The organism is Methylobacterium sp. WL12, from assembly GCF_008039475.1.
Lineage (GTDB): Bacteria > Pseudomonadota > Alphaproteobacteria > Rhizobiales > Beijerinckiaceae > Methylobacterium > Methylobacterium cerastii.
On record NZ_VRUW01000002.1, the window covers coordinates 106062 to 119101 of the forward strand.

Sequence of the window (13040 nt, forward strand, 5' to 3'; positions counted from 1 at the left end):
CGCGGCCGCTCAGGCGATCGCGCGCTTCGCGCCGTTCCAATGGGCGATGAGGTCCGGCAGTTCGGCGGCCGGGACCGGCCGGCTGAACAGGTAGCCCTGGACCTCGTCGCAACCCTCGGCCCGGAGCTTGGCCAGCTGCGCCTCGGTCTCGACGCCCTCGGCGGTGGTGGTCATCCGCAGGCTCGCCCCGAGGCCGATCACCGCTCGGACGATGAACTCGGTGCCGTCCTCCGCGCAGAGGTCCCGCACGAAGGACTGGTCGATCTTGATCTTGTCGAAGGGGAAGCTGCGCAGGTAGCTCAGGCTCGAATAGCCGGTGCCGAAATCGTCCATCGAGACGCGCGCGCCGAGCATCTTGAGATTGTGCAGGATCGCCGTCGTCGCGCCGGTGTTGGCCACGAGCACGGATTCGGTGATCTCCAGTTCCAGGCGGTGGCCGGCGAGGTTGGTGGCCTGCAGGGCGTCGCGCACCGCCGTCACCAGGCTCGCCGAGGTGAACTGCACCGCCGAGACGTTGACCGCGACCTTGAGGCCGTCGGGCCAGCGGGTCGCCTCTTCGCAGGCGCGGCGCAACACCCATTCGCCGAGCGGGACGATCAGGCCGAGTTCCTCGGCCACCGGGATGAACTCCACCGGCGACACCCGTCCGCGCACCGGATGGTTCCAGCGCAGCAACGCCTCGAAGCCACAGATCCGCTCGGCGTTGAGGCAGTAGATCGGCTGGTAGTGGACCTCGAAGTCCTCGTTGGCGACGGCCTCGCGCAGGTCGACCTCGAACAGGCGCCGTGCCTGCAGCCGCGCATCCATCTCCGGCTCGAAGAACCGGAACGACCCGCGGGCGTCGACCTTGGAGCGGGCGAGGGCCACGTCGGCGTTCTTTAGGAGCTTCTCGCAGCTCGTGCCGTCATGGGGGGCCAGGGTGATCCCGAGGGTGACGCCCAGCGTGACCGTGTGGCTCGACAGGACGTAGGGCGCGCCGAGCACTTCCACGAGGCGGCGGGCGAGGACGGCGGCGTCCTCGGCGGTGTCGATTCCGCGCTGCAGGATCGCGAACTCGTCGCTGCCGAGGCGGGCGCAGGTGTCGATCTCGCGGATGCAGGCCTCGATCCGGTTGGCGGCGGCCTTCAGCAGCTCGTCGCCGACCACGTGGCCGAGGGTGTCGTTCACCGGCCGGAAGTCGTCGAGGTCGAGGCAGAACACGGCGAAACCGCTGCTGCGCCCGGCCTGCGCGATCGCGGCGTCGACCTGCTCGCTGAACAGGATGCGGTTCGGCAGCCCGGTGAGCGCGTCGTGGTGGGCGAGGAAGGCGATTCGCGCCTCCGCCTTGCGCCGGTCGGTCACGTCGTCGAAGGTCGCGACGAAGCCGCCGTCGGCCGTCGTGCGCTGCTCGATGGCGACGACGCGGCCGTTGGCGAGTTCCTGGAAATAGGTGCGGTCGGGACCGGCCGCGAAGATCGCCTCGGCCTCGCGCACCAGGTCGACGCGGCCGGAGCCGGGATGGTGGCCGGCCCCGAGGCTGCGTTCGAGAACGGACACGACCGACATGCCGGGGACGACAGAGCCCGGCGGCAGGTTGTAGATCTCGCCGTAGCGCCGGTTCACCACCATCAGCCGGTGGTCGGCGTCGTACAGGCACAGGCCCTGGCTCATGTTGTCGAGCGCCGCGTCCAGGCGCAGGTTGGTCTGGGTGAGCCCGGCCTCCTGCTCCTTGAGCACGCTGATGTCGCTGCACACGGCGACGAACCCGCCCTCCTGGGTGGCGCTGCGGCTGACGCGCAGCCAGCGCCCGTCGGCGAGCTGGACCTCGCCGTCCCGCGAAAGGGTGCGGGCGCAATCGACCAGCGCAGCGGGGGCGTCGGCCTGGCCGTTGGCGAGCGCGGTCACCGACGAACCGATCTCGACCGCCGAGCGCAGACCGATGAAGAACTGAAGCGCCTGGGCGTTGGCGAGCGCGATCCGCCCGTGGGCGTCGACGACGACGACGCCCTCGCGCGAGCTCTGCAGCGCGTCGGCGAGCAGGGTCTCGGCCGAACGGCGCTGGCTGACCTCGCGCTCCATCATCGCCTGGATGTTGTCGCGCATGGTCGCCATGGCCCGCAGCAGCGCGCCGAGCTCGTCGCGGCCGCCGGTCGGCACGGCGTCGTCGAGGCGTCCGGCCGCGATCCGCGCGGCCACCGAAGAGGCCGCCGCGAGGGGCCCGGTGATCCGGCGGTTCAGCAGGTAGGCGACGAAGCCCGACAGGATCAGCGCGACCGCCATCGCGATCAGGTTGAAGCGCACCTCCTGCGCGACCACCTTCCGGGCGGTCTGGCGGAAGACGAAGCCGTCGCCGGCAGTGTAGTTGACCAGGAGCTCGATCTGCCCGTCGACGATTCCAGCTTGGTGATCGAGGGCGTCCCAGGCGGCGATCTTGGCCGTAGACCCGTCTAGGCCGTGGCGCATCGTCTCCCAAAGCTCGACGCCCTCCTGCACGGCCTTGGCCGAGCGGACCACGCGGTCCGATTGCGAGCGCTCGACGGCGATCCCAAGATCCTCGGTGAGCGTGGAGGCGAGTTCGTTGATCGCGGCATCCAGCTTGGCGGCGGCGGCCGGGTCGCGGGTCACCATGCGACGGGCGAAGGCCGAGCGCATGTTGGCGAAGTCCGCCGCCGCGGCCCGCGCGTAATTGATCGACATCAGGGATTCGTCGTAGGTGCGGTTGACGAGCTCACCCGCCTCCTGAAGCCCCTGGATGGCATAGATCCCGAGGGTACCGGTGATCAGGCTCATCGTCAGGAAGGCGACGAGTATCCGGCCGCGGATCGTCGTCCCGGCATCGGCGATACGCCGCAGCGCGCCGGCCCCCGAGCGTCCGCCGACCTTCGATCCGGTTCGATTCCATCGCATGGAAACGTAGCTTCTTCCTGCCCGCACCGCGTCAAGATAAGCGTGAAATGTTAAGGCGGCATTAGTCGCCGCCACGCGTATCCCCGGCTGGATCGGCGATCGGGCCGAACAGCACCGTCGTAACCATCGCCTCGGATACCGCGCAGGACGGCCGCCAGCGTCAGCCAAATCTTAACGACGACGACCTAACCGTCGAGCATCATCTTCGGAAATGCCATGTCACGGCTTGAGGGATCGATGGTCGGCCGCGTTTTCCGAAGTCCGTTCGCGGCCACAGCGACGGCCCTTGTCGCCGGCCTTCTCGCCGGCGTCGTCTTCGTCGGCCGGCTGGAGGCGAGCGGGCACCTCGTCTCGCAGAAGGGGCGGGCGTTCCAACCGAACAGCCTCGTCATCACGCGCGGCGACACGATCACCATCGTCAACGACGACAGCGACCTGCTGCACCACATCTACATCGAGTCGGACGCCTTCAACTTCGATTCCGGCGACCAGGTGCCCGGCAGCCGCACGCCGGTGACGTTCGAGAAAAACGGCACCTTCGTCGTGCTCTGCGGCATCCACCCGAAGATGAAGCTCATCGTCCGGGTGAACTAACCGCCTTCAGCGGGCGGCCGCCTGGACCGGCTTGGCCTCGCCCTGGCCGCCGTCGCGGATCACCCGCTGCCCGTCGCGAAGGTCGGCGGGCGGCCCGAGAACGATCCGCTCCTGCCCGGTCAAGCCTTGGTCGATCTCGATCGTCGTGCCGAAGTCGCGCTTCACGTGGATCGCGCGCCACTCGGCCCGGTCGTCGTCGCCGACCACCGCGACCTGCGTGCCGCGCTGGTTGAACACCAGCGCCTCCGCCGGAACGATCACCGCCGGCTCCGGGCGCGGGATCTGCAGCGTGACGTAGACGTAGAGGCCGGCGCGCAGGACCCCGTCGGGGTTCGGCACGTCGACTTCGGTAGTCAGCGTCCGCGACGCGCTGAGCAGGGCGACGGAGCTGCGCTCGACCCGGCCCGAGAACGTCCGGTCCGGGATTTGCGGCACCTTGATCGAGGCCTCGACGCCCTTCTTCACGCCGATGGCGGCGTTCTGGGGCACGTTCACGCTGATACGCACGATGTCGTCGCGGTCCATGCCGAGCAGCGGCGTGCCGCTGCCGTCGGCCTTCACCAGGTCGCCGACGTCGACGCTGCGCGTGGTGACCACGCCGTCGAAGGGCGCGACCACGTCCTTGAATCCGGTGAGCGCCTTCAGGCGGTCGACCGTGGCGTCCTGCGCCTTGATGTTGGCTTCGGCGACCTTCACCCCGGCCTCGGCCGCAGCGAGCGTCGCGCCCTGGCTGAGCACGCCGGCTTGCGAGTTGTCGGCGTTCTGGCGCGAGGCCCAGCCCTGGGTCGCCAGCGTCGAGGTGCGGTTGTTGGTGAGGTTGGCGAGGTTGACGTTGGCGCGGGCCTGGTCGACCTGCGCCTTGGCCTGAAGCAGTTGCGCCCGCATCTGCCCAGACTGCGCCTCGGCCTGGGCGAGCTGCTGGTCGAGTTCGGGGGCCGCGATCCGGAGCAGGATGTCGCCGGCCTTGACCCGCGAGCCGATGTCGACCCGGCGCTCGGCGACGTAGCCGGTCGCGCGGGCGAAGATCGCGGCGCGGGCGAAAGCCTGGATGTCGCCGGGCAGCGTCAGGTCGACCGGCTTGTCGCTGCGCTCGACGGCGGCGATGCGCACCCGCGGCACTGCATCGCGCACCTTGCGCTGCGTTTCGGTGGCGGCGGCCGCCTGCTTCCAGTGACCGTAGCCGCCCCAGCCGAGCAGGCCGGCGGCGACCAGCCCGACGAGGAGGAACGGGCGCTTGCCCGGCGGTGGGGGAACGTCGCTCACCGCGGCGTGGGGCTTCATGACGCTCTCGCCTTCCGTCGGCAGCAACGATGCCGGCACACACACTACGATACCCCGCCTTGCGGTGCCGGCCTAGCGCTCGCGGCGCCGCATCGCCGACGATCCGGCGATCACCACAGGGTCGGATAGGGGTGGAACGCGAGCGTGTCGCCGGGCTCGATGCGGGTGACGGGCTCGGGCACGTCGGCGAGGCCGTCGCTGCCGGTGAGCGAGGTGATGGTGCCCGAGCCCCCGCGCGGGAATAGGGCGGCCTCGAAGGCGCCGTCGGCGGCGCGCGTCACGCAGACGCGCAGGAACTCGCGCCGGCCGGATTTTCGCGAGAGCGCGAAGGCGGACCGGACCGGCACGCCCAAAGCCGGCTCGTGCACCGCCCCGCCGAGGTGGTCGAGCAGCGGCCTGACCACGAAGGCGAGGGTGACGTAGGCCGCCACCGGGTTTCCCGGAAGTCCGACGAAGGGCGTCCCGGCGACCATTCCCACCGCCACCGGACGCCCGGGCTTGATCGCGAGGCGCCAGAACGCGAGCGACCCCGCGGCGGCGACCGCCCCCTTCACGTGGTCCTCCTCTCCGACCGAGACGCCGCCGGAAGTCAGGATCAGGTCGTGGGACTCGGCCGCCGCGCGCAAGGCCGCCGCAAGCGAAGCGGGCTCGTCGCGCAGGATGCCGAGGTCGGTCGCGTCGGCCCCGAGGCGCCGCAGCAGGGCGATCAGCATCACGCGGTTGCTGTCGTGGATGCCGGAGGCGGCGCGCAGGCCGCCGGGCTCCGTCAACTCGTTGCCCGTGGAGAACACCGCAACGCGCAGCGCGCGGCGAACGGGCAGGTCGCCGCGGCCGATCGCGGCGGCAAGCGCCAGGTCCTGCGGGCGCAACCGTCGCCCGGCCGGGATCGCCACGCTACCGCGGGCGATGTCCTCGCCGGCCGGGCGGCGGTTGGCGCCGCGCACGATGCCGGCGGGCAGCGCGACGCCGTCGGCGACGACCGCGACGTCCTCCTGCATGAACACCGTGTCGGCGCCCGCGGGCATCGCCGCTCCGGTGAAGATCCGGTCGGCAGCGGACGCATCGAGGGGCGCGGGCGCGGCGCCGGCGGGCAGGCGCCCACGCACCGGCAGCCGCGTCGGCCCGGCTTCGGACAAATCGGAGAAGCGCACCGCGTAGCCGTCCACCGCCGCGTTGTCGAAGGGCGGGACGTCGATCTCCGCGAGTATATCCGCGGCGGCGATGCGGCCGTCGGCGCGGGACAACGGGACGGACTCGACGCCGGCCACCACCGGAAAGCGCGCCAAGATCGTCGCCGCCGCCTCGGCGACGGACATCACCGGCGCGGAGGGATCGAAGCAATCGTCGCTGAGGCGCGTCATCGCGCGTCGTCTCCGTGCCGCGCGGCCGATGGCGCCGGACCGGTTCGGGCGGGAAAATCGGGTGCTGCGCGAGGCGTCACGGGCGGCCGGTCGAACGATGGAGGCCGGGCTTGCGGCATCGCAGCCGTCCGATCAAGCCCCACGGGAACCAAAGCGCGTCCCCGACATCGTCGCACGCCCGCTCTTCGGCCTGGCAAGCGCCAGGCGTCGCAAGCTACGTGCGTAGTCGGCCGAGAGAAACCTTTGCGCCATCCACCCGTATGGTGCGTTGCGCAACAAGCAACAGGGTTCGGTCCGGGTGTCGATGCAGCCAATTCCGGCGCCTGCGATGGGTTGGCGATCGGTTCAAACTAAGAGATATCCTAAAGAAAATCTTACTTCATCATGCCGATATCGAGCGTAGATGCGGAAACATTTTGACACACATTCTGGTCGAACTCCCTATTCCTTCGTTGAACGCAATGGTCGGCTTCGTTCGGAGCCGGCCCGCATGAAACGGCCGGACATCGGGCGCTTCGGCCGACGCTTCGCCGTGATCCTGTCCGGCGAGTTGATCCAGAGCCTCTTCCATTTCGTCCTGAACATCGTGCTGGTGCGCGAGCTCGGGGCGCACGGATACGGGCTGTTCGCGATCGTCTTCACGATCGGCGCGGTCGGCGTCACCTATATCCGCGCCCTGGTCGGGGTACCGGCGACCTTGTTCCTGTCGCGCAGCCTCGGGCGCCCGGCCGAGCGCGGGCACGACATGGTGTTCGGCTCCGGCGCGACCGCCGTGGCGCTGCTGATGGCGGGCGCGGTCTCGATCGGGCTCGCGCCGGTGATCGGCGTCACGGCGCTCGCCGGCGGCGCCTTCGTCGGGCTCTACGCGTTTCGCAGCTACCTGCGGATCGTGCTGCTCGCGCGTCAAAAGCCCTGGGTCGCGGGCGCGAGCGACATCGTCTACGCCGCCTGCGGGCTGGGCCTGGTCGCGTTCCTTCAGTCCAGCGACGAGGCCCTGCTCGAGCACGCCTTCCTCGGCATCGCGGGGGCGCAAGCCATGGGGATCGCCGTGGCGCTGGCGGCTCTCGGGCGTCCCGTCCGGGTCTCGTTCCGCGCCAGCGTGCGGCGGCGCTACGCCGGCATCTGGCGGCCGCTGGCCTGGTCGCTCCTCGGCGTCACCGGCACCACCGTACAGGGGCAGGGGCTGACGCTGCTGTTCGCGGTGCTCGCCGGACCCGCGGCCTATGCGCCGATCGCCGCGACCCTGGTTCTGTTCGCGCCACTGCGCATCCCGACCAACGCCCTCAACAACATGGTCCTGCCGGAGATCTCGGCGCTGCTCGCCGCGGGTCGGCGGCGCGAGGCGCGGCGCCTCGTCCTGCGCAGCACGGCCCTGATCGGGCTCGCCTGCTTCGCTTACGGCGCGGCGATGTGGGCGGCACTGCCGATGATCGAGAGCCACCTCTTCAAGGGGCGCTTTTCCCACGAGCCGATGGCGGGCATCGGCTTCGGAGTCTGGTGCGTGGTGACGATGGCGCTGCTCTACGCGATTCCGCGGGCGTTCCTCGAAGCGTCGGCCGCCTTCCGGGTGATCGCCGCCGGCGCGCTGGTCAGCGCCGTCGTCGGCTTCCTGATCATGGTGCCGCTGCTGCTCACCATGGCGCCGCCCTTCGCGCTGATCGGGCTCGCGGTCTCGGAATGCGTCACGGCCCTGTGGTCGGCGAAAGCCTTCCGCGACCGGTCGCGCCACCCGGACGGACGTGTCCGAACGGCGGCGCACCGTGTCGTCGGGGCCGCCGCGCCGCCGGCCGGCGCTTAAGCGGGCGTTGAAAGCGCGGTTTCAGGCCGCTTCGCTGGCCGCGGCGACCTGCGGAGGCGCCGGCTTGACAGTCCGGCGGCGCATGTCGCGGACCACGAGGTTCCAGGAATCGAGCATCATCGCCGCCGCGCCCGGCAGGGTCCTGCGTCCCATGAAGGCGTCGAGGGTGACGCTGGTGGTGGCGAAGCGGCTCTTGAACGCCTCGGCCCCGCACAGGAAGTCGACGGTGTGCAGGCCCTGGTCGATCGACCACTGGATGTAGTCCATCATCAGGACCATGCCGGGTGAGCCGCGCTCGAAGGCCGGATCGTAGGTGGTGACGAACGCCATCATCGTCCCGGCCTGGACGAAGTTGATCGACACGGCGACGACGACGCCGTCGCATTCGAGCACGAAGGCCCGCAGCAGGCCGGTCTCGGCCAGCACCCGGACCAGCGCGGGAAGTGCCAGCGAGCCCTCGTCGTAGAGGTTCGATTCAAGCTGGTTGCCGGCGAGCCACTTGCGCTTCAGGTCGGCCAGCCGAAGCAGCACCGGCTCCATCGGCTCGTCGGGGGGCAGCAGGCGGAAGCGCAGGGTGCCGGATTCGCCGATGAACTTCTGGCCGCGGCGGTAATTCTGACGGGTCTTCTTCGATTGCGAGGCCATCCAGGCCTCGCCGGTCGGCCAGTCGCCGGCGACGCGAAAGCTCACATCGCTGCGATGGTTCGGACGCAGGCGCACGCCTGCTGCGGCGGCCGGCTCGAGCAGCGCGCGCGCCTTTGCGCCGGGAAGCAGGCGGTTGAGGTAGACGAGGTCGAACCCGCCCGCAGACGAGAGGTGCGCCCACATCCGCCGGACGAGGCCGGAATCGTCGCCAACGAGAAGGGCGTCGCCGTAATCGGTGTGGTCCTTGGCCGCCCATTCGAGCAGACGCAGACCTTTACGCCGACAGGTCGCCATCGGCAGGACCGCGACCAAGGTCTCGCCGCGCCAGGCGAGCACGACCTGCAGGGCGCGGCGCTCGCGGTCGGGCACCGTCGCCCACCATGCCGCGATCCAGGCATGGCTCTGGAACACCAGCGCGCCGGATTCGCGCCACAACGCGGCCCAGGCCGGGCCGACGGCGGCGAGCCGCTCGGCGGTGCGGACGATCTCGAAACGTTCGGCGCTCACGGCTGGACCCCTTTATGGGATGAGATCGCGGCCGGGCCGCGCGGCCGCAGGCGCCGCTTGATCACGAGCCACATCTTCTTCAACGGCAGAATGTAGAGGCCCTTCAGCGACTGGTAGTCGCGCACGTCGCGGTCCACGAGGCCGAACTTGAAGCTCTCGTTCGGCTCCGGCACACACAAGGTCCCGAAGACCCGGTCCCAGAACGAGAACAGCAGCCCGAAGTTCTTGTCGTAGTGCCGCGGATTGGTGCTGTGGTGCAGCTGGTGCCAGTGCGGACACAGGATCAGGTTGTTCAGCTTCCCGAACGAGATCTTGAAGTGCGTGTGCCGGACGAAGTCCATCATCAGGATGTTGCGCATGATGTAGACGTTCACGCCGAACACAGTCACCTCCACCGGATTCAGGGCGATCAGCGTCCAAAGTCCGAAGCAGATTCCCGGGATGACGCCGTCCCAGGCGCGATTCATGAGCTCGTCGAGCGGGTGGACGCGATCCTTGGTGATGCCGACCATCACTTCCGCGGAGTGGTGGACCTTGTGCAGCTCCCACAAGAATGGGAAGCGGTGCTGGGCCGTGTGGTAGAGATAGTACGAGATGTCGTAGGCGAGCAGCATCGTCACGGTGAAGACGATGACCGTTATCGGCCCCGGCGATCCACCCATCAGCGGCGCATCGATTCCGAACAGCGTGCCGACGACCTTGTTGGTGGCGTAGCCGACCGCGACCACGAAGGTGACGCCCGCCGGGATCAGCAGGAAGGGCATGATCGCCTTCCGGGTAATGTAGAAGAGCAGGTCGGCCCGCGCGGACGGGTGCGTGATCACCTCGTGCGGCAGGATGAACTCGAAGAACTCGGCGAAGGATTTCTCCTCCACGGTCCGCCAATACGCGATCACCGCGCAACCGAGGGCGGTCGCCAGTAGAAGGCCGGCTGCTAGGAGGTTCGCGGCGGAGATGCGGTCGAGGATTTCCTCGATGAAGGTGCTGATCATATCCCATCTCTCATGCCCGCGGCGACCGGTCGGCCGCTTGCAGGTCGAAGTACGGAAGACCGGCGCGCGCGTGCGCCCCGGCTAGATCGTATGACGTTCGCCACCGCGGGTTGCGGTCTGCGGCGATGAGGGACAGCAATACAACGTGCGGTCGTTCGATGGAACGACGCACGGCAAAACATTCGCAGAAGAATACCTACGAAGGACTTACCGGACAGTGTAAGCTCGACCGTATCCTCAAGCTCTCGTTCCGTTCCCAGTTCCTTGACCGATCAAACGGGCCGGCCGGGAAACCGAAGTTTGGATAACGGATCGTTGCGCCGGCGCCGGTGACGGCAGCTTGCGCAACCGACTTCGCTGACTGTCAGCCGGCGGATTTCGAGGCGGCGTCGGCGGGGGCGCGGGCGTCGCGCACGCGGGCGGGCTCGCGCTGAAGGGTGAGGCGCAGCATCGCCGCGATGCCCTCGGCCGCGAGCTTCTCGTCGAAGATGCGCTCGTAGCGGGCGCGGGCAGCTGCGGGATAATCGCGCCACAGGTCGGGACGGGTCACGATTTCGGCGAGGGTGCGCGACAGCGCCTCGGCGCTGCCCGGCGGCACGACCCAGCCGGTCGCCCGGTCCTCGACGATCTCGGTCAGCCCGCCGATCCCGGAGACGAGCGGCGGGATGCCGTAGGCCAGGGCCTCGATCGCGACGCGGCCGAGCGACTCGGGCAGTTGCGAGGGCACCGCCACCACGTCCGCCCATCGGTAGAGCGAATCGGGGTCGGCGACGAAGGGCGAGCAGGTGACCTGGCGCGAAAGGCCTGCCTCCGCGACCTGCGCCGCGAGCGCAGCTTCGCGGGCGTCGTCCTCGAAGGCGCTGCCGACGATCTTCAGCTCGACCCGCGACCGGACCGCATCCGGCAGCTGACGGATCGCCTCGACGAGGACCTCCTGGCCCTTGATCCGGCTGATCCGCCCGAGCATCAGCAGGCGAAGCGGCCGGCTGCCGTCGTAGCGGGCCGGGTTGGGCACGGCCGGGCCGGCGATCCCGTTGTAGACCACGCGCGCGGTCGCATCCTTCGGCATCGCGAAGGCGGCCTGGGTCGCGCGCGAGTTGAAGATGATGTTCGCCCGGCTCCAGCGGATCAGGCTGCGCAGCACCGTCAGGGTCGCGCCCTCCGGGATTTCGTGGACGTGGACCACCGTGCGGCCGGGCAAGAGCCGCGCGGCGAGCAGATAGTCGGCCACCACCGTGGTGTTCACGTAGACGAGATCGCTCGCGCGGATGCGCCGGAGCGCCCGAGCGACCGCGAAGGGAAGAGCCGCCATGCCGAGCGTCGCGAGGCGCAGGAGGTTACGCCGGCGCAGCACCCAGATCGGCTCGATCACGATCCGCGAGGCGGCGCCTTCGAGCGAGGCGACGATCGGGCCGGCCTTCGGCAGCACCACGTCGATCCAGGCCTGCGGATAGGCTTCGCGGATCGTCCGCACCGTTTCGCAGAAGCTGCGATCCGATCCATAGAGCTCGTAGCCCTGATGCACGCAGGTGATGCACCGCACGGCGCCGCCCCCCTCACGTGCCGAGAGGAACCCGCCAGCCGGAGAAACATTCCCGTCCGTGATGGACAACCCGGTTCGAAGTACTGATTGAAAACGCATAAGTTGAACACACTTCTATTACAACAACTATGGGTTGTAATCATAAGAGAATTCGTTAGTAATTCTGATGACATACCGTAACTCGATTGAAATCGGAAGGGGTATGCGTATGCGGGAACTTGCGCCGGCGATCCTTATTCTTGGAACGCGCGGCATCCCTGCGGCGCATGGCGGCTTCGAGACGTTCGCGGAACGGCTCGCCCTGCATCTCGCCGCACGTGGCTGGCGCGTCGGCGTCTACTGCCAGCGGGAGGTCGAGACGGTCGGGCAGCGTGTCTCGACCTCGGTCTGGCGGGGGGTCGACCTGATCACCGTGGAGGTCGCCAGCACCGGCCCGGCGGCGACGCTCGCCTTCGACGCGTTGTGCGCGCACGACGCCGCCGCGCGAGGCGGCGTCTGCCTTGTGCTCGGCTACAACGGGGCTGTGTTCCTGCCTTATCTCCGCTTGCGCGGCGCGAAGGTGCTGACCAACATGGACGGGATCGAGTGGCGCCGCCCGAAATGGTCCGCGGCGGTGCGGGCGTTCTTCTGGATCAGCGAGTGGATCGCGGCCTGGAGCTCGCACCGCCTGATCGCGGACCACCCGGCCATCGCCGACCACCTCGCGACCCGCCGCCCGCGAAACGCGATCACCACGATCCCGTATGGCGGCGACCCGATCCGCGCCACGAGCGAGGCGCCGATCCGGGCGCTCGGGCTCGAACCGGACGGGTTCCTGGTCTCGATCGCCCGGATCGAGCCCGACAACAACATCCTGACCTTCGTCGAGGCGTTCTCACGCGCGCCGCGCCCTGCCAAGCTGGTGGTGCTGGGAACCCTCGATCCCGAGAACGCCTACCATCGGGCGCTGCGGGCCGCGGCAGGGGAGGGCGTGATTTTTCCGGGAGCGATCTACGAGGCCGAGACGGTCCAGGCGCTGCGCCATCACGCCCGCGCCTACCTCCACGGTCACACGGTCGGCGGCACGAACCCCTCTCTGGTCGAGGCGCTGTGGGCCGGCAACGCGGTCATCGCGCACGACAACGCCTTCAACCGCGGCACCGCGGGCGAGGGCCAGCTCTACTTTGCAGACGTGGACGGCTGTGCGCGCGCGATCGAGACGGTGCTCGGCGACGCCGCCGCCCTCGCCGCGGCCCGGACGGCGGCCCGGCGGCGGGCGGCCGACTTTTCGTGGGGCGACATCCTCGCCGCCTACGAGCGAGAGGTGCGCCGGCTCGGCGGCTACCCGCCATCCTCCGAGCCGGTTTCGGACGGGACGCGCCCCCTCGGCGTCGATGTTCCTGATCCCGTCGAGGGAAGCCCGAGAGTGACGGCGGCGGACGGGGTCGCCTGAC

Annotated in this window: 9 protein-coding genes; 3 read left to right on the forward strand and 6 right to left on the reverse strand. The window is 69.4% G+C overall.

Annotated elements, in window-relative coordinates:
• Positions 1-9: 9 nt before the first annotated feature.
• Complete coding sequence (locus FV226_RS01625; protein ID WP_147761528.1) at positions 10-2886, reverse strand: EAL domain-containing protein; 2877 nt, start codon at positions 2884-2886, stop codon at positions 10-12.
• 237 nt (positions 2887-3123) lie between these two features.
• Here FV226_RS01625 and FV226_RS01630 point away from each other — a divergent pair, with 237 nt between their 5' ends.
• Entirely contained in the window at positions 3124-3480 is a 357-nt protein-coding gene (locus FV226_RS01630) for a plastocyanin (RefSeq protein WP_147761529.1), read from the forward strand.
• 6 nt (positions 3481-3486) lie between these two features.
• Here the strand turns inward: FV226_RS01630 and FV226_RS01635 are convergent, their stop codons facing one another.
• A complete protein-coding gene (locus tag FV226_RS01635) occupies positions 3487-4761 on the reverse strand; it encodes an efflux RND transporter periplasmic adaptor subunit (RefSeq protein ID WP_147761530.1) in 1275 nt (424 codons plus the stop codon).
• A gap of 110 nt (positions 4762-4871) precedes the next feature.
• Positions 4872-6122 (reverse strand): gephyrin-like molybdotransferase Glp, encoded by a 1251-nt coding sequence (gene glp, locus FV226_RS01640; protein WP_147761531.1) that lies wholly within the window; start codon positions 6120-6122, stop codon positions 4872-4874.
• Positions 6123-6612: 490 nt separating this feature from the next.
• Here glp and FV226_RS01645 point away from each other — a divergent pair, with 490 nt between their 5' ends.
• Complete coding sequence (locus tag FV226_RS01645; protein ID WP_246685455.1) at positions 6613-7920, forward strand: hypothetical protein; 1308 nt, start codon at positions 6613-6615, stop codon at positions 7918-7920.
• A 21-nt stretch (positions 7921-7941) separates the two neighbouring features.
• Here the strand turns inward: FV226_RS01645 and FV226_RS01650 are convergent, their stop codons facing one another.
• From FV226_RS01650 to FV226_RS01660, 3 genes are all read right to left on the reverse strand, one after another.
• Entirely contained in the window at positions 7942-9072 is a 1131-nt protein-coding gene (locus FV226_RS01650; protein WP_147761532.1) for a GNAT family N-acetyltransferase, read from the reverse strand.
• A complete protein-coding gene (locus tag FV226_RS01655; RefSeq protein ID WP_147761533.1) occupies positions 9069-10064 on the reverse strand; it encodes a sterol desaturase family protein in 996 nt (331 codons plus the stop codon). Before FV226_RS01655 ends, FV226_RS01650 begins: the two co-directional genes overlap by 4 nt.
• 364 nt (positions 10065-10428) lie before the next feature.
• Positions 10429-11589, reverse strand: a complete 1161-nt coding sequence (locus FV226_RS01660; protein ID WP_348644082.1) for a glycosyltransferase — start codon at positions 11587-11589, stop codon at positions 10429-10431.
• A gap of 226 nt (positions 11590-11815) precedes the next feature.
• Between FV226_RS01660 and FV226_RS01665 the strand changes: the two genes are divergently transcribed.
• Positions 11816-13039, forward strand: a complete 1224-nt coding sequence (locus FV226_RS01665; protein WP_147761535.1) for a DUF1972 domain-containing protein — start codon at positions 11816-11818, stop codon at positions 13037-13039.
• Position 13040 lies beyond the last annotated feature (1 nt).